Here is a 22,843-nt window from a genome sequence, read left to right as displayed (position 1 = left end):
GCCCCCCCCCCCCCGCGCCTCCAGTCCGTGGTCACGACCAGGACGCGACCAGCGAGACGACGACGGGCCCCGCGCTGCTGTGTGCGCGGGGCCCGTCGTCGTGCGGGTGGTGCCTGGTGTCTAGCGGACGCTGACCGGGCTGTCGTCGGTCTGCTCGTAGAGGACGTAGCCCTCTTCGCCGTGGACGGCGGTGTCGATGCCGGCGACCTCGTCCTCGGTCTTGACGCGGAAGCCCATCGTCTTCTCGATCACGAACCCGATGACCAGGGCGAGCACGAACGAGTAGACGCCGACGGCGAGGGCCGCTGCGGCCTGCTTGCCGAGCTGCTCGAACGAGCCGGAGTAGATCAGTCCGGTGTCGTTGGCGAAGAAGCCGAGGAACAGCGTGCCGAAGATGCCGCCGACCAGGTGGACGCCGACCACGTCGAGCGAGTCGTCGAAGCCCAGGCGGTACTTCCAGTCGATGGCGAAGCAGCAGACGATGCCGGCGAGGAAGCCGAGCAGGATGCCCCAGCCCGGGGTCAGCGCGGCACAGGCCGGGGTGATCGCGACGAGGCCGGTGACGGCGCCCGATGCGGCACCGACCGAGGTGGCCTTGCCGTCCTTGAGCTTCTCGATGAGCAGCCAGCCGAGGATGGCGGCGGCCGGGGCGGCGAGGGTGTTCACCCAGGCGATCGCGGCGATGCCGTCAGCGGCGCCCTCGGAGCCGGCGTTGAAGCCGAACCAGCCGAACCACAGGATGGCGGCACCGAGCAGGACGAAGGGCGGGTTGTGCGGCTTGTGCGCACCCTTGGCGAAGCCGACGCGCTTGCCGAGCACGATCGCCAGGGCGAGACCCGCGGCACCGGCGTTGATGTGCACCGCGGTGCCACCGGCGAAGTCGATGACGCCCCACGTGGCGGCCCAGCCGGAGGTCAGGTTGAAGACCCACGAGGCGACCGGGAAGTAGACGACCGTGACCCACACGCCGGCGAAGACCATCCACGCGCCGAACTTGGCGCGGTCGGCGATGGCGCCGGAGATGAGCGCGACGGTGATGATCGCGAACGTCGCCTGGAACCCGACGAAGGCCATCGACGGGTACGCCGCCTGGATGTCCGAGGACTGTGCTTCCTCGAAGGCCTGGCCGAGGCCGATCTGGTTCCAGTCGATGCTGAAGAACCCGACCACGCCGGAGACCGCGGTGCCGTCGCCGTGGTTGGCGAAGGCGATCGCGTAGCCGTAGACCACCCAGAGCACGCTCACGAGCGCGATCGCACCGAACGACATCATCATCATGGAGATGACGGACTTGGCCTTCACCAGACCGCCGTAGAAGAAGGCCAGGCCGGGTGTCATGAACAACACCAGCGCAGCCATCACCAACACGAACGTCGTGTTGCCCTGATCAAGCATCTGCTCACCTCTCGATTGCACGAGCGGCTCTTGGACCGCCTCGGGTGTCACAGAGTCTGGCGAGGCGAGGTTTCACGAGGGAGCACGAACTGTTTCGCGGGTGTAACGCGACCGCGCCGTTTGTAAACGTCGTGTTTCCGCCGGCCCGATGTCCCCTGCGCGAGGGGCAGGAGACCGCCGTGGACAGATCCGTCTGACGGCGAAGGAGGCTCAGGCCCGGGTGAGCGCCACCACGCGGGACGCCGCGCGCAGGTACTTCTTGCGGTAGCCGCCCTCGAGCATCGCGTCGGGGTACACCTGGTCGAGCGGGGTCCCCGAGGCGACGATCCGCACCTGTGCGTCGTACAGGCGGTCCACCAGTGCGACCCAACGCAGCGCGTCGGTCTGGTCGGTGAACGCCCGGACGTCGGTGAGCCCGACGGCGTCGAGGTCCTCGACCAGGGCGACGTACTTCGACGGGTGCACGGAACCCAGGTGGGCGATCACCGCACCGAAGTCGTCGAGCGTCACGGTGCCGGACGGCAGCGCGGCCGGCACGTCGGACACGACCTGCGCCGACTCGTCCACGGCACGTCGGCGGTAGTCCAGGCCGTCGATGCGCATGGTGTCGAAGCGGTCCGACATGGCCTGGATCTCGCGCAGGAAGTCCTGCGCGGCGAAGCGACCCTCGCCCAGGGCTCCCGGGGGCGTGTTCGACGTGGCGGCGAAGCGGGTGCCGGTCTCGGTCAGCTCCTTGATGAGCCGGGTCATCACCATCGTGTCGCCCGGGTCGTCGAGCTCGAACTCGTCGATGCACACCAGTGCGGTGCCGCGGAGCAGGTCGACGGTCCCCTGGAACCCGAGGGCCCCCACGAGCGCGGTGTACTCGATGAACGTGCCGAACGTCTTCCGGCCGGTCGCCGCGTGGTAGGCGGCTGCGAGCAGGTGGGTCTTGCCGACACCGAACCCGCCGTCCAGGTACACACCGGACTTCGCCGCGGGTTCCGCCGACTGCTTGCGGCGCCCGAACAGCCCGCGCCGTGGGGCCTCGGCGGGGCCGGCGGCCACGAACGCGGCGACGGCATCGCGGACCGAGGCCTGCGAGTCGTAGTCCGGGTCCGGCCGGTACGAGTCGAACGACGCGTCCGTGAACTGCGGCGGGGGCACGAGCGCCGCAGCCATCTGCTGCGGGGTCACCTGGGGATCACGGTCGACGAGGTGAGCGGGCAATCGGGGAACCCTTCCGGGAAGCATGTCGTGGGGTGTCACGTTGCGGCAGGGGAACGGTACGTCCGCGTACCGTTGCCCACAGGCACCAACGCCCGATCCTAGTCCGGCGCCGGCAGCTCGCACCGGGCACCACGCTCGCCCCGCACCACGCTCCCCCGCACCCCTGGAGGTACCCCCGATGACCGCACCGGTCGACCCGTCCGAGAAGTTCGCCGCCTACGCGCACCCGGAGCGCCTCGTCTCCACCGGTTGGCTGCAGGAGCAACTCGACGCCGGTGCCGGCGCGCCCGACCTGGTGGTCGTCGAGTCCGACGAGGACGTCCTGCTCTACGAGACGGGGCACATCCCGGGAGCCGTGAAGGTCGACTGGCACACCGACCTCAACGATCCGGTGCAGCGCGACTACATCGACGGTGCCGCGTTCGCCGAGCTCCTCGGCGGCAAGGGCATCGGCCGCGACACCACCGTCGTGATCTACGGCGACAAGAACAACTGGTGGGCCGCGTACGCACTCTGGGTGTTCACCCTGTTCGGCCACGAGGACGTCCGCCTGCTCGACGGCGGTCGCGGCAAGTGGATCGCCGAGGACCGCGCCCTGACCACCGACGAGACCCCGGTCACGGCGGTCGACTACCCCGTCGTCGAGCGCCACGACGAGACCGTCCGTGCCTTCAAGGACGACGTCCTCGCGCACCTCGGCAAGCCGCTCATCGACGTCCGCAGCGCCCCGGAGTACAGCGGGGAGCGCACGACGGCGCCCGACTACCCGGAAGAGGGCGCGCTGCGCGGCGGCCACGTCCCCACGGCCGTGAACATCCCCTGGGCGACGGCCGCAGCCGCCGACGGCACGTTCAAGTCGCGGGACGAGCTCGACGCCGTCTACCGCGACGGCGCCGGCATCGGTGACGCCGACGAGGTCATCGCCTACTGCCGCATCGGTGAGCGCTCGAGCCACACCTGGTTCGTCCTGCAGCACCTGCTCGGCTACGACAACGTCCGCAACTACGACGGCTCGTGGACCGAGTGGGGCAGCGCCGTCCGCGTCCCCATCGTGCAGGGATCCGAGCCGGGTACTGTTCCGAACCGATGAACGCCAGCACCGACGCACCACTCCCCGCCACCCTCGCCGAGATCCGCGACGACTTCCTCGCCCTCGGGCAGAAGGACCGCCTGCAGCTCCTGCTCGAGTTCTCGAACGAGCTACCCGCGCTGCCCGAACGCCTGCAGGGGCACGAGGACGAGCTCGAACGCGTCGAGGAGTGCCAGTCCCCCGTCTTCATCAGGGTGACGGTGGGCGAGGACGGCGACGCCCCGGACGTCGTCCGCATGCACGCCACCGCCCCGCGCGAGGCGCCGACCACGCGCGGCTTCGCCTCGATCCTGGCGCAGGGACTGTCCGGCCTGACCGTCGAGCAGGTGCTCGCCGTCCCGACGGACTACCCGTTGACCATCGGCCTGTCCGAAGCGGTCAGCCCGCTGCGGATCCGCGGCATGGTGGGCATGCTCGGTCGCGTGCAGCGGCAGGTGCAGGCGGCGGTCGCGTAGACGCGACCCGGTGACGGACGGGAGGCCCGTGGCGACACCGCCACGGGCCTCCCGTCCGTCACGCCGTCGGTACGCAGGCCGTCCTCTGGTACCTCACGCTCGCGCCGTGACAGGATGAGGCCGTCCTGCGGTGGGAGTACGACGCGGCCGGGCGCGAATCCGCGCAGTACGCCGGCGATCGGCTGATCGGCCGCGATGCGCGTGCTCGCACGGTGACGATCACCGACAGGACCCGTCCCGACTCCCCCGCCACCCACGTCCTCGAGTTCAGCCGACTGGGCCAGCTCGTCCGCCGTGCCACCGGCGCGCGCGAGATCCGGTGGACCCACGATGCCGACGGACTCCGCACCTCGGTGCAGTCCCCCGACGGGTCCACGACCCGCTACGAGCACGACGCCACCGGACGGGTCGTCCGCGTCGACCACTCGGCCTTCGGCGAGGTCCGGTACGAGCACGACGCGGCGGGGCGGCTCCTGCAGGCCCGCGCCGGCGATCAGCTGCAGACCTGGGAGTACGCGAACGGACACGTGGTCCGGCACGCGCGCATCGACGCGGACGGCACGAACGCCAGCACGATCGAACGCGATGCCGACGGGCGCATCACCCGGGTCGACGGACCCGGTGGGAGCACCACCTACGAGCACGACGATGCCGCGCAGCTGGTGGCGTCCGTCCAGGAAGCCCGTCGCACGGACTGGGTCTACGACGTCGCTGGCCGTCTGGCCGAGGAACGGACGGACTCCGGGGCCCGACGGTTCTCGACGACGCCGCCGGACAGCTGACCAGGGTCGACGCTCCGGACGGGGCGCCCGAGGCGGAGTACGCCTACGACGGCGCAGGTCGACGGGTCCAGACGGTCCGAACGGACGGCGTCGCGACCACGTACCGCTGGACCCCGCAGGGTCGCCTCATCGGGGTGGCGGAGACCACGGCGGCAGCCAGCACCACGACCGACCTGCACGTCGACGCCCTCGGGGAACTCGCCGAGGTCGACGGCGTCCCGATCGACTGGGACACCGCCGCGTTCGCACCGACGCTCCTGGCCGTCGGTGACGAGCCGGTGCTCCGCGCTCCCGGCGGCCTCATCGGGGTGGACGACCGCTGGATCGCCAGCGGTCGGCGCACCACGAGAGCAGCCGACGACGCCGACCCGTGGCAGACGCTCGTCGACCTTGGCGGCTCCGGCCTGCCCGGCGGCATCGCACTCGGCGCCGACGGTTCGCTGCAGGTCGCCGGCCTCGAGTGGATGGGGGCGCGTGCCTACGACCCGTCGTCGCGCGGCTTCCTGTCGGTCGACCCGGTCAGCGCGCCAGCAGGAGCAGCCTGGGCCGGCAACCCGTACTCGTTCGCCGGCAACGACCCGCTGCACGCGATCGACCCGCTCGGCCTCGCGCCGATCACCGACGCGGAGCTCGAGGCCTACGCGGCGGTGCAGCAGGGGCCGCTCGCCCGTGCCGCAGCCGCGACCGGTGACTGGTTCGCAGACAACTGGGAGTACGTCGCCGGTGGCGCGATGGTCGTCGCCGGCGGTGTGCTCGTCGCCACCGGCGTCGGCGGTCCGGTCGGCATGATGCTCATCGGTGCCGGTGCCGACACCATCATCCAGAAGGCCACCACCGGCGAGGTCAACTGGGGGCAGGTCGCCGTCAGCGGGGCGTTCGGCGCTGCCGGCGGTGGTGCCAGGGCCCTGATCGGCAAGCAGCTGGTCAAGAACGCAGCAGAAGGTGCGGCCGAGAACGTCGCCAACTACGCGGTGAGTGGCCAGCCCGTGACCCCCGGTGGTCTGCTCCGGAACGCGGCCGAAGGTGCCGCGACGTCGGCGGCCACCGGCGGCACGATGTCGAAGGTGAACCTGCCGACGTCCGTGAACAAGCTCGGGGACGAACTTCCCAAGCCGCCCGGGCACGTGTACCTCCGCGAGCACTCTCTCGGTGACGAGAAGCCTTACGTTGGTCAAGCCATCAATGATGATCGCTACAAGACGAGAAGATCCGAACACAGGAGAGCGAATCCAGAGGCCGAGTACGAGTTCCGCCAACTCGATCGTGGGTACCCTGGTGAGGATCTTGATCGCCGCGAGGAGTACTACATTCGGATGCACGGCGGACCGACGAACAAAAGCAACCCGGATGGCGGTCTTGCCAACAAGCGGCATCAGATGAACCAACAGCGCTATGATAACGCAGGGGGTGATTTCGAATGACACCGAAGCGCCGCAAGGCGAACATTCGACCCGGTGACGTTTTTACTGTCCCGGTGACAGACGGAAGCTCGTACGTCGGCCAAGTGTTGACGACCGACGGTGACGAACTGTTCATCGTGATCTTCGACTTCCCGATCAGCGACAGCGTGGATCTGACCGACGTATCAGACGCCCTTGTCGCGGAACCGCTCGTTGCGAGCTGGACCCACGACGAGCGCTTCCGACCGGACGCCTGGAGTGTGATCGGTCAGGCCCCAGCTGATACTCAACGACTCCTGCCTGCTTTCACCTGGGGGCTGCCAGCGACGGGTGGAGTACGCGTGACGAACTTTTCAGGTTCGCGAACCCGCATGGCTTCCGCAGAGGAAGCCGCCCGCATCCCCCAGAAGACGCTACGGTCTCCCGCGCTGATCGAACGATTCCTCCGAGCGAATGCAGGCGTCGATCCTTGGCTCGATGTGCTCGAAAAAGTTCGTTACCATCCCACTCCCTCGTCCGCTGAACTGTTCCCGGAATGATGCGAAGAACTTCTCGGCAGCTTTATTCGACGGGCGGAAAACACACTCACAGTAAGACCGCTCTGCCTCTCTTCTAGCTGAATCGGATCCGATGCTGCGACTTTTTACCCATGAATCCAAGCAGGGCGAGACCGAATGGTTCGACCTCGCCGACGTTGTGGCCTCCCTCCATCTGCCCGAGCTTTCATGGACGGCTGAGGACATATTCGTCAACGTATCGACAGATCCCGGACTGGACGTCGCGGAACTGGAGCAAGTGTCTAGCGCGCCCCACTTGCCAAATCCGGTACTCGACAGTGCCTCGTTCGCGCGACTCGCCGAAGCCACACATCAGTTCATCGAGGGCGAATTTGTCGGATTCCACCCATCCGATGTCGGTGTGATCAACAAAGCAGCCATCCGCCTCGACATGAGTGACGGGTCGTTGTGGACGATCATCATCGACACAGATCGGGTCGGAATTCGGGATGAATTTGCCCGGGTGTTCGGGTCGGGATTGCGAGTGCCGGCGATGACCACCCGCATCGCGCGGTCGCAAGCCAGGAGCGCGAAGAGCCCGGATGGCCGATCAGGTCGAAACGTGCATTCCTGAGCCCCCTGGTGCACGCGATGATGGCTCCCCATCCGTGAAGAGCATCACCCGTCAGGCTCGTGCTCAGCCAATCGAAGTTTGGGACGATGCGCCCCGCGATCGCACTTGCGACGTGTGCAACCGAATCCTGAGAGGACGACGGTGAGTTCACAGCAACAGATTCACCCAGTTGCGGTCGGTGATGTCTTCACCGTGCCGCTCGATGACGGGAAGGTGGCGCTCGGAAAGGTGATCGGCAGGTACACGAAGGCGCTCTACGTCACCATCTTCGACCTCGTGGTGCCCGTGAGCCCAGTACACGGCCTCCGCATCAGCGAGGTGACGGCAGCGGCTCCCTTTCTCGCGCGGATGACGTTCGATGCGCGATTCCGACCGCGCATGTGGCAGATCGTGGGGAACAGCGTTCCCGATCAACGCCGGTTCCTGCCCGCGTTCAGCCACGGATCAGAGGACTACGACGGGGTGCACGTCACGAACTTCGAAGGGTCGAGGATGCGGAGGCCGACGGCTGACGAGGCCCGCCGCGTTCCACATCTGACCATCGACTCCCCGATGGTCTTGGAGAAAGCGGTTCGTGCCCACCACGGCTTGGAACCGTGGCTGGCGGTGTACGACGACCTCCGGTACCGCTCGACGCCGACGTCATTGGAACTCTTCGGAGAACCGCGATCTGCTCGAGCAGACTCATCGAAGGCAGCTCCTGAACGGCAATCCGCACGAGGGGACGATCGTGGTCGCTGACACGGTGATGCCCGGGGTCGAGACGGCCGTCGAAGGCGCGCACTCGCTCGGCTTCATCGGCGTCGACTTCCGGCTCGAGCTGCGCTTCACCGACGGTTCCGGCGTGCAGCTCGAATCTGCGTTCACCGTCACGGACCGATCCGGGGGCAGCGTGGTCGTCGATCCGGAGCGGAAGGACTCGCTGCTCCCCATCCTGCGGCTGTTCGGCACAGAACTCGTTCGGCGATCCGTCGAGGGCGACACGCTCACGCTGGTCTTCGCTGAAGGAGCGACCCTCGTCGCTGGTCCGGACGCCGAGTTCGAGTCCTGGCACGTCTCGGAGCCGAAGGGTCGCCCGGTTCGTGTCGATCCGCCGACCGGAAGGACGAGCACAGGTACGGAAGGAGATCGAGGATGAGCGGCGTTCCGCGCCAACCCTTCGCGCTGGACATCGCCGGCGACACCGTCGACTTCATCGGCCTCGAATCCGACGTGACGATCCGCTTCTCGAACGGTGCGTCGCTCCGGTTCGAGACCGACTTCGCGCTGACCGGCTCTGACGGGGAGCACGAGTTCCTCGATCCCGGTGACAAACCGTCCCTGCTCGGCCTCCTCGCGCTGCACACCGAGGTCGTGTCGGACGGTGCAGTGACGGGCGGGCGGATCGCCATTCGGTTCGCCTCGGGTGCGTTGCTCGAGGGCTGGCCGAACCGCCGAGGTCCGTCCTGGCACTACAGCGAACCGGGGCGCGCACGGGTCGACATCGACGCCCTGCCCGACGGCGACGTGCAGTACCGACACAGCCCGTCGTCCGCGGAGGTCCGACGGTGACAAGCGCTCCCCCGCACATCTCGATCGGTCATCTCCGAGCGGTCACCAACGATCCGACCGTGGAGCTCCCGGACCGTGTCGTCGACATCCTCGCCGCTGTCGGTCCGGACACCAATGTGCTCGTCTACGACGTGTCCGCACGGTCGTTCGCAGCGGTCATCCGGCGGACCTACTCGAAGAAGCAACCGAACCTCGTACCGTTCATCGACCCGCTCGAAGCCCTCGGGGACGAACTCGTCCTGATCTGCCAGGTCGAGCACGGCGATGAACTCGTGACGGTCGTGTTGCGTGCGAGGGACCGAACGCTCGTGGCGGCCACGGCGATCGACCGATCCGTGGGTCTCGTCCACATCACCGTCCAGGAACTGTGCTCGCGGCTCCGCGCATCGGACGCTCCGGGGGCGGGACTGGCGCTCGAGGTGGTATCGCAGTGTCCGGCCGACGAACGGGTCCGCATCTTCGAACAGGGCGCGCTGTCGACAGCACGGACCTTCCTGACGAAGTACACGATGGCCGCCGAAAAGGGCTTCGACGTGCGCGGACTCGACGGGTTCGCCCGTGCGCTCGTGCCGCTCGGCGACGAGCAGCTGGGGCTCTGCATCGTGCAGGCTGACACCTCGGTCGGAATAACGGCGTTCGCGCCCGGCAGGACTGACGTCCTCGCTGCCATGAGCGTGGGCGGGCTCTCGCCGGGTCCACGCCCGACACAGGAGACCGGATGACCTCCGACCTGACGCACGGCCCAGCGCAGCCGCGCCGACCGGCGACTCGTCTCGAGGAGTTCGGGCCGCGACAGCAGCCGACGCTCTAGATGCTCGCTTCGTAGCCGTCCCACTGCGCGCCGGGCGTCTCGGCGGTGATGCTCGCGAAGAACTGCACCGCCTCACCCAGTCGGGCGTCGTCGACGAGCACGTTCTGCTGATCGGCGGCGACGTACCACTCCGCACCCGACGGCTTGACTGCGACGTTCCACCCGGCGGCGGCGATCTGATCGGAGGCTGCCCTGGCGGTGCCTTCGTCCGGGAAGTACACGAAGTGCACCCAGTCACGCGGCTCCGACAGGTCGCCGCCCCGCAGCACGATCTGCTGCAGCACGGGGTTCGTCGGCAACGAGGGCACCGGCTCGGGGCGGTTGCGGAACGGCCACATGGTTCGAGTCTCGCAGACGGCATCATGGACGGACGGGAGGCGCGGTGACAGCTGGCACCGCGCCTCCCGTCCGTCTGCTCTTGCGTCTACCGCAGCCTGGCCGCCCGCGACGCTGGACCACCTCGGTGAGCCACGCGAGGATCCGGGCGTCGTGTCTCCGGCGGAGATGCCCAGGCGACCGGTGCCTCGTGGTCGCCGTCCTACCCTGTTGCAAACCACCGCGACGTCGCAGGACTACCGTCAGCGAAGACCGCGCCCGATCACCGCGTGGGATCGGGGCAGTTCCTGCTCGAAGGAACGTCGCGCGGCCCCTCCCGAACGGCATCGAGAAGGGAGCGACCCAGCTCGGTCGCGTCAGCGGCGTCAACCCGGAGTTCTGACATGCAAGAAGTCTTCTTCCTCTCGTCCATGGACAGCAAGCGGTTCTCGTCCGTCTTCCGGTGCGAAGTGGAACGACCGATCGAGCTCACGAACGGTCACCATGCGCTGATGGTCAGCTGCGATCCGCCGCTGAACGGTCAGGAGCTCGGCCACCCGCTGGGTGTCGGGGAGCTGTTGCTCTGGAGTCGCTTCGAGGACGAAGACCTCTGGACCTTCCCCACATTCCCGCACTTCGTGCAGATCTGTCTCCCTGACGTCGATCCGCCTGTCCGTGCCATGCCTCCGAGCATTGCATGTGGCGAGATCTACAAGACCGAAGCAGATGCGTACGCCCACGAGATGAGCGCTCGTCCGCGCTCTTCGACGAAGTGATCGATCCGTGAGAGCGAGCGGATGAAGACCGTGACGTTCCGGCCGGACCACCCCCTTCGTGAGCAGGAATGGTCGAGCGCGTGATCGCGACCCGACCATTTCTGCTCACGATGCGACCGAACGGACGCAACGACGGACGGGAGGCGCGGTGCCAGCTGGCACCGCGCCTCCCGTCCGCCCTTCGGTCGCGTCTACCGCGCGCTGGCCGCCCCGCGCCGCTGGACCACCTCGGTGAGCCACGCGAGGATGCGGGCGTCGAACCAGTCGGCGTCGTGGTTCCAGAGCTTGGTGTGTCGGGCCGTGGTCTGCACCTCGAGCCGGACCAGGTCGGGTCGGGCGCGGGCCAGGTCGTGCGACGCGGAGGACGGCACGAACCCGTCGTCGTCGCTGTGCAGCAGCAGGATCGGCACCGTCAGCTCGGCGGACCGGGTGACCATGTCGAGCTCCCGCAGGTCCACCGGCTGCTGCAGGCCGGCGAGGCGGTGCAGCACCGGGGTGCGGAGCAGCCGCTGGGCGACCTTGCGGACCGGACGCGGCAGGCGCAGGAGCTGGCTCTGCGACTTCAGGACGGCGTGCCAGTCGACGACGGGTGACTCGAGCACGACGCCGTCGACCAGGCCGGCGAAGCGCGAGCGGAGCAGGGTCTGCAGCACGACGGCGCCGCCCATCGACCAGCCCATCAGCACGACGCTCTGGGCGTCCTGCGCGGTGAGCCAGCGGAGCACGGAGTCGACGTCCTCCCACTCGGTACTGCCGAGGCCGTAGCGGCCGTCGACGCTCGGCGGGGCGACGCCGTCGTTCCGCCACGAAGCGAGGACGACCGAGTAGCCGGCGGCGCGGAAGACCGGGACGGCGCGGATGGTCTCGGCGCGCGTGACGCCACGGCCGTGCACCAGGACGGCCCACGGCGCTGCCGGGTCGTCGGCGCGGACGACCCAGGCGGGGGCGGGACCGTTCGGGGTGGGGATGTCGACGTCCTCCACGGGCACGTCGAGCTCGCCGGGCGTCAGGTAGAACCAGCCGCCCCAGCGACCGCGGCGGGCGGCCGTCGCGTCGCCGGCGTCGATCGCGATGATGCGGCGCGTGACGGTGGTCTCGGTCGTGCCGAGCACCTCGCCGACGCGCATGTGGCCGGTGCCGCCGCCGAACCAGAGCGAGTAGCGGCCCTGCAGCTCGGTGTCGGCCGTGCGTTCGATCGTGACGGTCTTCCGGACGGGGTCGACGGCGTGGATCGGGACGCGTTCGTTGCGCTTGCGGTCGGGGGTGACGACGGCACGGGCGACGGCGGCGACGAAGCCACCGATGACGGCCGTCCCCACCGCGGCAGCTGCCAGGCCGGCGCCGAGTGCGATGAACCCGGCCGATCGAGCGGTCTCCTGGACGACGTCCTCGGCGGGTCGCGCGGATCGGGACATGGCCCGGAGCCTAGTCTGCATGTGTGTCCGAATCCCGAGAGCCCGACGCCTTCGCGCGGCTCCGCGCGTTCGTGTCCGGCGGCAGCGGCCGCGCCGAGACCACCGTCACCGAGATCCCCTCGCCGACCCGGATCGCACCGTTCTCGATCGCCCTGGCGGCGGACGTGTCCGGCACCGCGCACGGCGTCGAGTCGGACCTGGGCACCGGCCGGTTCATCGCCCTGTACGACCCGGAAGAGCCCGAGGGCTGGGGCGGCGCGTTCCGTGTCGTCTCCTTCGCGCAGGCGCCGCTCGAGCCTGAGATCGGCGTCGACGAGTTCGTCGCCGACGTCACCTGGAGCTGGCTCGTCGACGCGCTCGAGTCACACGGTGCGACGTACGACCACGCCTCGGGCACGGCCACCAAGATCATCTCGCGCGGCTACGGCGACCTCGCCGCACAGGGCGACGGCGCCCAGCTGGAACTCCGCGCGTCGTGGACACCACGCGGCGACGACCTCACCGCACACGTCCGGGCCTGGCAGGACATCGTCGCCATGCTCGCCGGTCTGCCTCCCGCATCGGACGGCGTGACCCTGCTGGCCCCGAGGAGGCTCGCCAAGTGACCGACCCCGCTCCCCAGGACGCCGCCGGCCCCGCTGCCGGCTCGGCCGCTCCAGCTGCCGGCTCGGCCGCTCCGGCCGCCGCTGCCGGCCCCGCCTTCGAGGCCTCGCACGATGCCGTCAAGGTCATCGACACGCGTGAGGACTACCTCGAGGCAGTCGCCGCCATCGCCGCCGGCCACGGCCCCGTCGCAGTCGACGCCGAACGAGCCAGCGGCTACCGCTACTCGCAGCGCGCGTACCTGATCCAGGTGTTCCGCCGCGGTGCCGGTGCCTTCCTGTTCGACCCGATCCCGATCGGCGACTTCTCGGAGCTGCAGGCCGCCATCGTCGACGAGGAGTGGCTGTTCCACGCCGCCTCGCAGGACCTGCCGTGCCTGCAGGAGGTCGGCCTCGTCCCCACGCGCATCTTCGACACCGAGCTCGGCGCCCGGATCGCCGGGTTCCCGCGCGTCGGCCTCGGCGCCGTCGTCGAGCAACTGCTCGGCATCACCCTCGCGAAGGCGCACTCGGCGGCCGACTGGTCGACCCGACCGCTGCCGCAGTCGTGGCTCATCTACGCCTCGCTCGACGTCGAGCTGCTGCCCGACCTCCGCGACGCCCTTGCCGAGAAGCTCGACGAGGCCGGCAAGACCCGGATCGCCCAGGAGGAGTTCGACGCGGTCCTGCACCGCGCGCCGAAGCCCGCCCGAGCCGAGCCCTGGCGTCGACTGTCCGGCATGCACGCGCTCCGTGGGGCGCGAGCCCTGGCGATCGCCCGGTCGCTCTGGCTCGCTCGTGACGAGTACGCCCGACAGGCGGACATCGCCCCCGGGCGCACCATCCCCGACGCCGCCATCGTCGCCGCGGCCGCCGCCGCACCCGAGTCCCGCGCCGAACTCGGTGCGCTGAAGGCCTTCACGGGTCGCGCCAGCCGTTCCGAGCTCGACCGCTGGTGGGCCGCCGTCGAGGAAGGTCGCACCACCGACGACCTCCCCCGTCTGCGCGGTGCCGGCGAGGCGACGCTGCCCCCGCCCCGCGCCTGGGCGGACCGCAACCCGGCGGCCGACCGCCGGTACAAGGCCGCACGTGCCGCGGTGACGAAGCGTGCCGAGGAGCTCGACATCCCGCTCGAGAACCTGCTCACACCGGAGACGCTCCGGCTCGTGTCGTGGGCCCCGCCGTCGCCGCCGTCGACCGAGCTGGTCGGAGCCGCCCTCGCCGAGCACGACGCCCGTCCGTGGCAGGTCGAGGAACTCGCGTCGATCATCGCGTCGGCCTTTGTCGCTGCCGCACAGCGGCCCGCAGCGACGAACGACGACGAGTCGTAGGAACCACCCAACCGGCATGCGGCCGCCCAGGCTGGGGGCATAGCGTCGGGAGGGTCGCCGGGCGAGGCCCGGCCAGGCCGGAGCGACCTGCGTTCCGGCCCGATCGATGAGGATCTGGGAGGCCCGGATTGCCAAAGGCATCAGACGTCGTGTTCGTGGACGGCGTTCGCACACCGTTCGGACGAGCCGGCGAGAAGGGGGTGTTCTGGAAGACCCGGTCCGACGACCTCGCGGTGCACGCGATGCGCGGCCTGCTCGACCGGAACACCTTCGACACAGCAGCGGTGGACGACGTCGCCGTCGCGGCGACCACGCAGCAGGGTGACCAGGGGCTGACGCTCGGGCGCACGGTCGGCATGCTCGCGGGTCTGCCGAAGTCGGTGCCCGGCTACGCGATCGACCGGATGTGTGCCGGTGCCATGACGAGCGTCACGACGCTCGCCGGCGCCATCGCCTTCGGCGCCGCGGACATCGCGATCGCCGGTGGTGTCGAGCACATGGGTCGGCACCCGATGGGCTTCAACGCCGACCCGAACCCGCGTTTCGTCGCGGAGCGCATGGTCTCGAGCGACGCCCTCGTCATGGGCGCCACCGCCGAACGCCTGCACGACCGCTTCCCCGCGATCACGAAGGACCGCACGGACGCCTACGCCGTCCAGTCCCAGCAGCGCTACGCCGCCGCTTGGGCGAACGGCAAGCTGCAGCCGGACGTCATCCCGGTCGAGGTCAACAAGGGCGACGGCTGGGACATCGTTTCGGCGGACGAGCCGCCGCGTCCGGGCACCACACTGGAGGCCCTGGCCGCGTTGAAGACGCCCTTCCGGCCCCACGGACGGGTCACCGCCGGCAACGCCGCGGGCCTGAACGACGGCGCCACCATGAGTCTGCTCGCGTCCGAGGACGGTGCGAAGCAGCACGGACTGTCGACGAAGATGCGCATGGTCTCGTTCGCCTTCGCCGGCGTCGAGCCCGAGGTCATGGGCGTCGGGCCGGTCCCCGCGACCGACAAGGCCCTGGCGAAAGCCGGCCTGTCGATCGAGGACATCGGCCTGTTCGAGATCAACGAGGCGTTCGCCGTCCAGGTGCTCGCGTTCCTCGACAACTACGGCATCGCCCAGGACTCCCCGGACGTGAACGCATGGGGCGGCGCGATCGCCGTCGGCCACCCGCTCGCGTCGAGTGGTGTCCGGCTGATGAACCAGCTCGCCGCACAGTTCGCCGAGCGACCGGACGTCAAGTACGGCATCACCACGATGTGCATCGGGCTCGGCCAGGGCGGCACCGTCATCTGGGAGAACCCGAACCACAGCAAGTCGGCCGAGCGTTCGGCTCGGAAGGGGGCGTGACCATGACCATCGTCGACAACGACCGACTGGCCGAACTCAGCGAGGACGAGGTCGTCACGCACTCGTTCGTCAAGCACGTCACGATGCCCTCGGGCGGCACGCTGGCGCTCATCACGCTCGACAACGGCAAGGACTACAAGCGGCCGAACACCCTCGGGCCGCGGACGCTCCGTGAGCTGTCCGGCGTGCTCGACACCCTGAAGACCGAGGCCGCCGCCGGCACGATCCAGGGCGTCGCGATCACCGGCAAGGAGTACTGCTTCGCCGCGGGGGCCGACCTGTCCCAGGCAGCGGCGGTCCCGTCGCGCGAGGCCGCCCACGACCTGGCCGCCCTCGGGCACGCCACGCTCCGCAAGTTCTCGGACCTGGGAGTGCCCTCGTTCGCGTTCGTGAACACCCTGGCGCTCGGCGGTGGGCTCGAGATCGCGCTGCACTGCACGTACCGGGCGTTCTCGTCCGCGGCGCAGGGCATCGGCCTGCCCGAGGTGTTCCTCGGCATCATCCCCGGCTGGGGCGGCGCGACGCTGCTCCCCCGCCTGATCGGTCCGGAGCGCGCGCTCCGCGTCATCGTCGAGAACCCGCTCAAGAACAACCGCCTGATGGACGGTCCGGCCGCGGTCGAGATCGGCATCGGTGACGTGCTCGTCCCGTCCGTCACGTTCCTGCCCTCGTCCGTGGCGTGGGCGGACCGCGTGATCAGCGGAACGACCAAGGTGGTGCGCAAGAACGAACCGGGCATGCTCGAGAAGGCCGCCTGGGGCACCGTCGTCAAGGTCGCCCGCGGGCAGGTCGCCTCGAAGATCGGCACCGTGCCGAAGTCGCCGTTCCGGGCGCTCGACCTCGTCGCCGCCGCCAAGTCGGGTTCGCTCGACGAGCGCTTCGCCGACGAGGACGAGGCCCTCGCCGACCTCATCTCGGGCGACCAGTTCGCGGCCTCGATGTACGCCTTCGACCTCGTGCAGAAGCGTGCGAAGAAGCCCGTCGGCGCTCCCGAGGGTGTCGAACCGAAGAAGATCACGAAGGTCGGCGTCCTCGGAGCCGGGCTGATGGCGTCGCAGTTCGCGCTGCTGTTCGCCCGACGTCTGGGCGTCCCCGTCGTCATCACCGACGTCGACCAGTCCCGAGTCGACGCCGGCGTCGAGCGGATCCGCGGCGAGGTCGCGAAGCTGCTCGACAAGGGCCGGGTCTCCCCCGACGACGCGAACCGCATCACCGCGCTCGTCAGCGGGTCGGTGTCCTACGACGCCTTCGCCGACGCCGACTGGGTCATCGAGGCCGTCTTCGAGGAGATGACCGTCAAGCAGGAGGTCCTCCGGAAGATCGAGCAGGTCATCGCACCGGACGCCATCCTCGCCACGAACACGTCGTCCCTCTCCGTCGACGAGATGGCGTCGGTCCTGACGAACCCGGAGCGGCTCGTCGGCTTCCACTTCTTCAACCCGGTCGCGGTCATGCCGCTGCTCGAGGTGGTGCGCGCGGCGAAGACCTCGGACGAGGCCCTCGTCACCGCCCTCGCCGTCGCGAAGACCCTGAAGAAGACCGCGATCATCACCGCAGACCAGCCGGGCTTCGTCGTCAACCGGGTGCTCGCCCGGGTGCTCGGCGAGGCGATGCGCGGCGTCGAAGAGGGCACCTCGTTCGACACCGTCGCCCAGGGTGCCGCGCCCCTCGGCCTGCCGATGTCGCCGTTCGAGCTGCTCGAACTCGTCGGCCTGCCCGTCGGCGCGCACGTGCTCGACTCGCACCACGCGGCCTGGCCCGAGCGCTTCTACCCGGGCGACGGCCTGAAGAAGATCGCCGAGCACGGGACGATCCTGACCCGCGACAAGAAGGGCAACGCGACCGGGTACGACCCCGCCGCCGTGAAGCTCGTCGCGCCGTCCAAGAAGGACGCGAAGCCGGTGGACGCCGCGGAGATGCAGCGCCGGTTCGAGGACGCCCTGGCCGACGAGCTGCACCGCATGCTCGAGGACCAGGTCGTCGAGCACGTCGAGGAGATCGACCTCGGGCTCATCCTCGGTGCCGGCTACCCGTTCCAGGCCGGTGGGATCAGCCCGTACCTCGACCGCTCCGGGGCCTCAGAGCGTGTCTTCGGCGGCACGTTCCACGACCCGCGGATCGTGGGGCCGGCTTCCCGCTAGAGCCCAGTACGCAGAACACCGGTGTTCGCGCACCGAACACCCGCAAACCGCGGAGTGGAGCGCGAACACCGGTGTTTTGCTGTCCGGGCCCGGGCCGGCCCGGGCCGCGCGGTCAGCGGTCGGACGCCGCCGACTCGCGGGACCGCGCGGGCTTCGCCTGCGGCAGCTTCGTCCCGACGACCTGGTCGATGACGTCGCGGGCGATGGCCTGCGCCGTCAGCCCCGCGTCGGCGAGGATCTGCGACCGGGTCGCGTGGTCGATGAACGCGTCGGGCAGCCCGAGCTCGTTCACCCCGGTGTCGACCCCGGCAGCGCGCAGGTCCTGCCGCAGGCGGGTCCCGACGCCGCCGACCCGCACGCCGTCCTCGATGGTGATCACCAGTCGGTGCGTCCGCGACAGCTCGATGAGCGAGGACGGGATCGGCACCACCCAGCGCGGGTCCACGACGGTGACCCCGATGCCCTGCGCCTCGAGCAGCGCAGCGGCCTCGAGCGCGGTCGGCACCATCGACCCGACGGCCACCAGCAACACGTCCTCGACGGCGTCGGCGGCTTCGTGCAGGACGTCCACTCCGTCGGACAGCCGGCGCACCGCGGGGATGTCCGGCCCGACCTGGCCCTTCGACCACCGCAGCACGGTGGGGGCGTCGTCGACGGCGATCGCCTCGCGGAACTCCTCGCGCAGGGTCGCGGCATCACGAGGCGCCGCGATCTGGATCCCCGGCACGACCTGCAGCAGTGCGAGGTCCCACATGCCGTGGTGCGAGGGGCCGTCCGGACCGGTGATCCCGGCCCGGTCGAGCACGAACGTCACGCCGGCCCGGTGCAGGGCGACGTCCATCAGCACCTGGTCGAACGCACGGTTCAGGAACGTCGCGTAGAGCGCCACGACCGGATGCAGTCCCCCGTACGCCAGGCCCGCGGCGGTCGTCACGGCGTGCTGCTCGGCGATCCCGACGTCGTAGACCCGGTCGGGGTGCTGCTCCTGGAACAGGTGCAGTCCCGTAGGCCGGAGCATCGCCGCCGTGATGGCGACGATCCGCGGGTCCGCATCACCGGCCTCGGCCAGGGACGATGCGAACACCGACGTCCACGACGGACCCGACGCCGCGTCGAGCGACTCCCCCGTCTCCGGGTCGATGTGCCCGACGGCGTGGAACTGGTCGGCCTGGTCGCGCAGGGCGGGCTCGAAGCCGTGGCCCTTCTCGGTGATCGCGTGCACGATCACGGGCGCGCCGTACTCCTTGGCCTGCCGGAGTGCTGCCTCCATCGCCTGCTGGTCGTGCCCGTTCACCGGGCCGATGTACTTGATGTCGAGGTTCGAGTACAGCGCCTCGTTGTTCGTCAGCCGTGACAGGAAGCCGTGCAGGCCGCCGCGCATGCCGCGGTACACCGCACGACCCGGAGCACCGAACCGCGCCGCCACGGCCTGCGTGCCCTCGTACAGGGCCCGGTACTCGCGCCGGGTGCGCACGGAGCTCAGGAACCGTGCCATACCCCCGATCGTCGGGGCGTACGAGCGGCCGTTGTCGTTGACGACGATGACCAGGCGACGGTCGTTGTCGTCGGAGATGTTGTTGAGCGCCTCCCACGTCATGCCGCCGGTGAGGGCGCCGTCACCGACCACCGCGACGACCGTGCGGTCGGTCTGCCTGGTCTGCCCGAACGCGCGGGAGATGCCGTCGGCCCACGACAGGGACGACGACGCGTGCGATGACTCGACGATGTCGTGCTCGGACTCGCTCCGCTGCGGGTAGCCGGCGATGCCGCCGCGTTCGCGCAGCTTCGAGAAGTCCTGGCGCCCGGTGACGAGCTTGTGCACGTACGACTGGTGCCCGGTGTCGAAGACGAACGGGTCGTTCGGCGAGTCGAACACGCGGTGCATCGCGAGCGTCAGTTCCACGACGCCCAGGTTCGGCCCGAGGTGCCCACCGGTCTTCGCGACCTCGGCGACCAGGAACCGCCGGATCTCGGCGGCGAGGTCGGTCATCTGCGCGTCGGACAGACGCTTCAGGTCGCGCGGCGACGTGATGCTGCTGAGCAGGCTCACGAGCGCTCCTTTCGTGGGGCTGTCGGCCCACTCTATTCTCGGGGACCGACAACGGACGGGAGGCCCGTGGCGGTGTCGCCACGGGCCTCCCGTCCGGTGTGTGGTCGCGTCAGCGGCCCGTGCGCCCGTCGGTCAGACGAGCGAACGGAGCACGTACTGCAGGATGCCGCCGTTGCGGTAGTAGTCGGCCTCACCGGGGGTGTCGATGCGGACGACCGCGTCGAACTCGACCGGCTGCTTGCCGGCCGGCGAGTGCTCGCTCGGCGTCGCGGTGACGTGCACCGTCTTCGGGGTGCGGCCCTCGTTCAGCTCGGTCAGCCCGGAGATCGAGACGACCTCGGTGCCGTCGAGCCCGAGGGACTCGACCGTCTCCCCCGCCGGGAACTGCAGCGGGACGACGCCCATGCCGATGAGGTTCGAGCGGTGGATCCGCTCGAAGCTCTCGGTGATGACCGCACGGACACCGAGCAGGTTCGTGCCCTTGGCCGCCCAGTCGCGGGATGAGCCGGAGCCGTACTCCTTGCCGCCGAAGATGACGAGCGGGATGCCCTGCTCCTGGTAGTGCTGCGAGGCGTCGTAGATGAACGACTGGGCACCGTCGGGCGTCGTGAAGTCGCGGGTGTAGCCGCCCTCCACGCCAGCGCCGTCGTTGGCGGACGCGAGCAGCTGGTTGCGCAGACGGATGTTCGCGAACGTGCCGCGGATCATGACCTCGTGGTTGCCGCGACGCGAGCCGTAGGAGTTGAAGTCCTTGCGGTCGACGCCGTGCTCGGCGAGGTACTGGCCGGCGGGGCTGTCGGCCTTGATCGAACCGGCCGGCGAGATGTGGTCGGTCGTGACCGAGTCGCCGAGCTTAGCGAGCACCCGGGCGCCGGAGATATCCGACACCGCGTCGGGCTGCATCGTCATGCCCTCGAAGTACGGGGGCTTCCGGACGTAGGTCGACTCCTGGTCCCACTCGAAGGTGTCACCCGTCGGGGTCGGCAGGTTCTTCCAGCGGTCGTCGCCCTCGAACACGGAGCCGTACTCGTGGGTGAACATCTCGGTGTCGATCGAGGTGTCGATGACCTGCTGCACCTCGGCCGCGTCGGGCCAGATGTCGGTCAGGTAGACGTCGTTGCCGTCCTGGTCCTGCCCGAGGGCGTCCTTGTCGAAGTCGAAGTGCATCGACCCGGCGAGGGCGTAGGCGATGACCAGCGGCGGGGACGCCAGGTAGTTCATCTTGACGTCGGGGTTGATCCGGCCCTCGAAGTTGCGGTTGCCCGAGAGCACCGCGGTGACGGCGAGGTCGTTGTCCTGCACGGCCTGCGAGATCTCCTCGGGCAGCGGGCCCGAGTTGCCGATGCAGGTGGTGCAGCCGTAGCCGACCGTGTAGAAGCCGAGCTGCTCGAGGTAGGTGGTGAGACCGGCCTTCTCGTAGTAGTCGGTGACGACCTTCGACCCGGGCGCGAGGGTGGTCTTCACCCAGGGCTTCGCGGTGAGGCCCTTCTTCGCGGCGTTCCGGGCGAGGATGCCGGCGGCCATCATGACCGACGGGTTCGACGTGTTCGTGCACGACGTGATGGCGGCGATCGCGACGGCACCGTGGTCGATCGTGAACGGGTCGGCCCCGTCCATCGCGACCTTCGTCGGCGCCGAGGCGGTCGACGGTGCGCTCGACACGTGCACGTGCTCGTGCAGCGCCGTGTCCTCGCTCGTCGAGCCGGCGGCGATCGGGTCGGAGGCCGGGAACGTCTCCTCGACCGCGTCGTCGAGGTCGGTCTGCTCGGACGGCGTCGTGTAGTTGTTCAGGTCGAGCTCGAACTGGCTCTTCGCGTTCGTGAGCTCGATGCGGTCCTGCGGGCGCTTGGGGCCCGAGATGGAGGGCACGACCGTGGAGAGGTCGAGCTCCATGTACTCGGAGTAGTTCGGCTCGACCGTGGCGTCGTGCCACAGCCCCTGGGCCTTGGAGTACGCCTCCACCAGGGCGATCTGTGCCTCGTCGCGACCGGTCAGTCGCAGGTAGTCCAGCGTGACGTCGTCGACCGGGAAGATCGCCGCCGTCGAACCGAACTCGGGCGACATGTTGCCGATGGTGGCGCGGTTGGCGAGCGGGACGGCGCCGACGCCCTCGCCGTAGAACTCGACGAACTTGCCGACGACGCCGTGCTTGCGGAGCTCCTGCGTGATGGTGAGCACCACGTCGGTCGCGGTCACGCCGGCCGGGATCGCACCGGAGAGCTTGAAGCCGACGACCTTCGGGATGAGCATCGACACGGGCTGGCCGAGCATCGCGGCCTCGGCCTCGATGCCGCCGACGCCCCAGCCGAGCACGCCGAGGCCGTTCACCATCGTGGTGTGCGAGTCGGTGCCGACCAGGGTGTCCGGGTACGCGTAGGTCTCGCCGTCGAAGTCGCGCGTGTAGGTGACCTTCGCCAGGTACTCGATGTTGACCTGGTGGACGATGCCGGTGCCCGGCGGGACGACCTTGAAGTCCTCGAACGCGGTCTGGCCCCAGCGGAGGAACTGGTAGCGCTCACCGTTCCGCTCGTACTCCAGGTCGGTGTTGCGCTGCAGGGCGTCCGTGCTGCCGAACAGGTCGGCGATGACGGAGTGGTCGATGACCATCTCGGCCGGCGACAGCGGGTTGATCTTGTTCGGGTCGCCACCGATGTCCGCCATGGCCTCGCGCATGGTGGCGAGGTCGACGATGCACGGCACACCCGTGAAGTCCTGCATGACGACGCGTGCCGGGGAGAACTGGATCTCGGTGTCGGGCTCCGCGTCGGGCCGCCAGGAACCGAGCGCCCGGATCTGTCCCTCGGTGACGTTCTTGCCGTCCTCGGTGCGGAGGAGGTTCTCGAGCAGCACCTTCAGGCTGTAGGGCAACTTCTCGTGCCCGGGAACCGAGTCGATCCGGTGGATCGCGTAGTCGACACCCCCAACCGACAGTGTGTCCTTCGAGCCGAAGCTATTGACTGCAGCCACCGTGCCGCCTCCCTACTGATCGGTTTGCCCTCATCCTCGCGGGCCGTGGACCGTCCCACCAGCAAGGCAAACCTAATCCCGAGGACGCGTGCGCGCC

Annotated in this window: 21 protein-coding genes and 1 pseudogene; 16 read left to right on the top strand and 6 right to left on the bottom strand. The window is 69.4% G+C overall.

Annotated features, from left to right (window positions below):
• Positions 1 to 120: 120 nt before the first annotated feature.
• On the bottom strand, positions 121 to 1,395 hold the full coding sequence (locus tag Q9R26_RS15320; RefSeq protein WP_182065379.1) for an ammonium transporter: 1,275 nt from the start codon (positions 1,393 to 1,395) through the stop codon (positions 121 to 123).
• A gap of 210 nt (positions 1,396 to 1,605) precedes the next feature.
• On the bottom strand, positions 1,606 to 2,628 hold the full coding sequence (gene zapE, locus Q9R26_RS15315) for a cell division protein ZapE (RefSeq protein ID WP_396136833.1): 1,023 nt from the start codon (positions 2,626 to 2,628) through the stop codon (positions 1,606 to 1,608).
• A 154-nt stretch (positions 2,629 to 2,782) separates the two neighbouring features.
• Between zapE and Q9R26_RS15310 the strand changes: the two genes are divergently transcribed.
• From Q9R26_RS15310 to Q9R26_RS15265, 11 genes and pseudogenes are all read left to right on the top strand, one after another.
• The gene (locus Q9R26_RS15310; protein ID WP_311227742.1) at positions 2,783 to 3,694 is read left to right on the top strand and encodes a sulfurtransferase; all 912 of its coding nucleotides are present in this window, start codon (positions 2,783 to 2,785) and stop codon (positions 3,692 to 3,694) included.
• Entirely contained in the window at positions 3,691 to 4,149 is a 459-nt protein-coding gene (locus tag Q9R26_RS15305; protein ID WP_311227741.1) for a SufE family protein, read from the top strand. The genes Q9R26_RS15310 and Q9R26_RS15305 overlap by 4 nt, the downstream gene beginning before the upstream one ends.
• 212 nt (positions 4,150 to 4,361) lie before the next feature.
• Positions 4,362 to 4,931, top strand: a complete 570-nt coding sequence (locus tag Q9R26_RS15300; protein WP_311227740.1) for an RHS repeat domain-containing protein — start codon at positions 4,362 to 4,364, stop codon at positions 4,929 to 4,931.
• Positions 4,844 to 5,056 (top strand): annotated as a pseudogene (locus Q9R26_RS18640) (hypothetical protein); the annotation flags it as partial. The gene Q9R26_RS15300 and the pseudogene Q9R26_RS18640, both read left to right, overlap by 88 nt.
• Before the next feature lie 9 nt (positions 5,057 to 5,065).
• A complete protein-coding gene (locus tag Q9R26_RS15295) occupies positions 5,066 to 6,352 on the top strand; it encodes an RHS repeat-associated core domain-containing protein (protein ID WP_311227739.1) in 1,287 nt (428 codons plus the stop codon).
• 53 nt (positions 6,353 to 6,405) lie between these two features.
• Entirely contained in the window at positions 6,406 to 6,870 is a 465-nt protein-coding gene (locus Q9R26_RS15290) for a hypothetical protein (RefSeq protein ID WP_311227738.1), read from the top strand.
• A 91-nt stretch (positions 6,871 to 6,961) separates the two neighbouring features.
• On the top strand, positions 6,962 to 7,462 hold the full coding sequence (locus Q9R26_RS15285) for a hypothetical protein (protein WP_311227737.1): 501 nt from the start codon (positions 6,962 to 6,964) through the stop codon (positions 7,460 to 7,462).
• Between the two features lie 141 nt (positions 7,463 to 7,603).
• The gene (locus Q9R26_RS15280) at positions 7,604 to 8,203 is read left to right on the top strand and encodes an Imm26 family immunity protein (RefSeq protein ID WP_311227736.1); all 600 of its coding nucleotides are present in this window, start codon (positions 7,604 to 7,606) and stop codon (positions 8,201 to 8,203) included.
• A complete protein-coding gene (locus Q9R26_RS15275; protein WP_311227735.1) occupies positions 8,193 to 8,600 on the top strand; it encodes a DUF6188 family protein in 408 nt (135 codons plus the stop codon). The genes Q9R26_RS15280 and Q9R26_RS15275 overlap by 11 nt, the downstream gene beginning before the upstream one ends.
• The gene (locus Q9R26_RS15270; RefSeq protein WP_182065369.1) at positions 8,597 to 9,013 is read left to right on the top strand and encodes a DUF6188 family protein; all 417 of its coding nucleotides are present in this window, start codon (positions 8,597 to 8,599) and stop codon (positions 9,011 to 9,013) included. The genes Q9R26_RS15275 and Q9R26_RS15270 overlap by 4 nt, the downstream gene beginning before the upstream one ends.
• 59 nt (positions 9,014 to 9,072) lie before the next feature.
• Positions 9,073 to 9,735 carry a hypothetical protein gene (locus tag Q9R26_RS15265; protein ID WP_182065368.1) on the top strand — a complete coding sequence of 221 codons (663 nt, stop codon included), beginning with the start codon at positions 9,073 to 9,075 and terminating at the stop codon, positions 9,733 to 9,735.
• 85 nt (positions 9,736 to 9,820) lie between these two features.
• On the opposite strand, the gene Q9R26_RS15260 is transcribed toward Q9R26_RS15265, so the two are convergent.
• Positions 9,821 to 10,162 carry a ribonuclease E inhibitor RraB gene (locus tag Q9R26_RS15260; protein ID WP_182065367.1) on the bottom strand — a complete coding sequence of 114 codons (342 nt, stop codon included), beginning with the start codon at positions 10,160 to 10,162 and terminating at the stop codon, positions 9,821 to 9,823.
• 381 nt (positions 10,163 to 10,543) lie between these two features.
• Here Q9R26_RS15260 and Q9R26_RS15255 point away from each other — a divergent pair, with 381 nt between their 5' ends.
• The gene (locus tag Q9R26_RS15255) at positions 10,544 to 10,915 is read left to right on the top strand and encodes a hypothetical protein (RefSeq protein WP_182065366.1); all 372 of its coding nucleotides are present in this window, start codon (positions 10,544 to 10,546) and stop codon (positions 10,913 to 10,915) included.
• A gap of 191 nt (positions 10,916 to 11,106) precedes the next feature.
• On the opposite strand, the gene Q9R26_RS15250 is transcribed toward Q9R26_RS15255, so the two are convergent.
• The gene (locus Q9R26_RS15250; RefSeq protein ID WP_182065365.1) at positions 11,107 to 12,330 is read right to left on the bottom strand and encodes an alpha/beta fold hydrolase; all 1,224 of its coding nucleotides are present in this window, start codon (positions 12,328 to 12,330) and stop codon (positions 11,107 to 11,109) included.
• A 23-nt stretch (positions 12,331 to 12,353) separates the two neighbouring features.
• On the opposite strand from Q9R26_RS15250, the gene Q9R26_RS15245 reads away from it, so the two are divergent.
• From Q9R26_RS15245 to Q9R26_RS15230, 4 genes are all read left to right on the top strand, one after another.
• Entirely contained in the window at positions 12,354 to 12,935 is a 582-nt protein-coding gene (locus tag Q9R26_RS15245; protein ID WP_182065364.1) for a DUF3000 domain-containing protein, read from the top strand.
• The gene (locus Q9R26_RS15240; RefSeq protein ID WP_396136832.1) at positions 12,932 to 14,242 is read left to right on the top strand and encodes an HRDC domain-containing protein; all 1,311 of its coding nucleotides are present in this window, start codon (positions 12,932 to 12,934) and stop codon (positions 14,240 to 14,242) included. The genes Q9R26_RS15245 and Q9R26_RS15240 overlap by 4 nt, the downstream gene beginning before the upstream one ends.
• 128 nt (positions 14,243 to 14,370) lie before the next feature.
• On the top strand, positions 14,371 to 15,588 hold the full coding sequence (locus Q9R26_RS15235; protein ID WP_259577721.1) for a thiolase family protein: 1,218 nt from the start codon (positions 14,371 to 14,373) through the stop codon (positions 15,586 to 15,588).
• Between the two features lie 2 nt (positions 15,589 to 15,590).
• Positions 15,591 to 17,729 carry a 3-hydroxyacyl-CoA dehydrogenase NAD-binding domain-containing protein gene (locus Q9R26_RS15230; RefSeq protein ID WP_209135685.1) on the top strand — a complete coding sequence of 713 codons (2,139 nt, stop codon included), beginning with the start codon at positions 15,591 to 15,593 and terminating at the stop codon, positions 17,727 to 17,729.
• Positions 17,730 to 17,841: 112 nt separating this feature from the next.
• Here Q9R26_RS15230 and dxs read toward each other — a convergent pair whose 3' ends face one another.
• Positions 17,842 to 19,779 carry a 1-deoxy-D-xylulose-5-phosphate synthase gene (gene dxs / locus Q9R26_RS15225; protein WP_311227734.1) on the bottom strand — a complete coding sequence of 646 codons (1,938 nt, stop codon included), beginning with the start codon at positions 19,777 to 19,779 and terminating at the stop codon, positions 17,842 to 17,844.
• Positions 19,780 to 19,911: 132 nt separating this feature from the next.
• A complete protein-coding gene (acnA, locus tag Q9R26_RS15220; protein ID WP_311227733.1) occupies positions 19,912 to 22,746 on the bottom strand; it encodes an aconitate hydratase AcnA in 2,835 nt (944 codons plus the stop codon).
• Positions 22,747 to 22,843: the final 97 nt, after the last annotated feature.

Source organism: Curtobacterium sp. BRB10, from assembly GCF_031844325.1.
In the GTDB taxonomy this organism is placed as follows: domain Bacteria; phylum Actinomycetota; class Actinomycetes; order Actinomycetales; family Microbacteriaceae; genus Curtobacterium; species Curtobacterium poinsettiae_A.
This window is presented reverse-complemented; position numbering and strand designations above follow the sequence as displayed.

Excerpts from the sequence above, each read along its gene's own strand:
- Q9R26_RS15285 (WP_311227737.1), top strand. The coding sequence starts at position 6,962 with ATGCTGCGACTTTTTACCCATGAATCCAAGCAGGGCGAGACCGAATGG.
- Q9R26_RS15230 (WP_209135685.1), top strand. The coding sequence starts at position 15,591 with ATGACCATCGTCGACAACGACCGACTGGCCGAACTCAGCGAGGACGAG.
- Q9R26_RS15250 (WP_182065365.1), bottom strand. The coding sequence starts at position 12,330 with ATGTCCCGATCCGCGCGACCCGCCGAGGACGTCGTCCAGGAGACCGCT.
- Q9R26_RS15320 (WP_182065379.1), bottom strand. The coding sequence starts at position 1,395 with ATGCTTGATCAGGGCAACACGACGTTCGTGTTGGTGATGGCTGCGCTG.
- Q9R26_RS15270 (WP_182065369.1), top strand. The coding sequence starts at position 8,597 with ATGAGCGGCGTTCCGCGCCAACCCTTCGCGCTGGACATCGCCGGCGAC.
- Q9R26_RS15305 (WP_311227741.1), top strand. The coding sequence starts at position 3,691 with ATGAACGCCAGCACCGACGCACCACTCCCCGCCACCCTCGCCGAGATC.
- Q9R26_RS15260 (WP_182065367.1), bottom strand. The coding sequence starts at position 10,162 with ATGTGGCCGTTCCGCAACCGCCCCGAGCCGGTGCCCTCGTTGCCGACG.
- zapE (WP_396136833.1), bottom strand. The coding sequence starts at position 2,628 with ATGCTTCCCGGAAGGGTTCCCCGATTGCCCGCTCACCTCGTCGACCGT.
- Q9R26_RS15310 (WP_311227742.1), top strand. The coding sequence starts at position 2,783 with ATGACCGCACCGGTCGACCCGTCCGAGAAGTTCGCCGCCTACGCGCAC.
- Q9R26_RS15255 (WP_182065366.1), top strand. The coding sequence starts at position 10,544 with ATGCAAGAAGTCTTCTTCCTCTCGTCCATGGACAGCAAGCGGTTCTCG.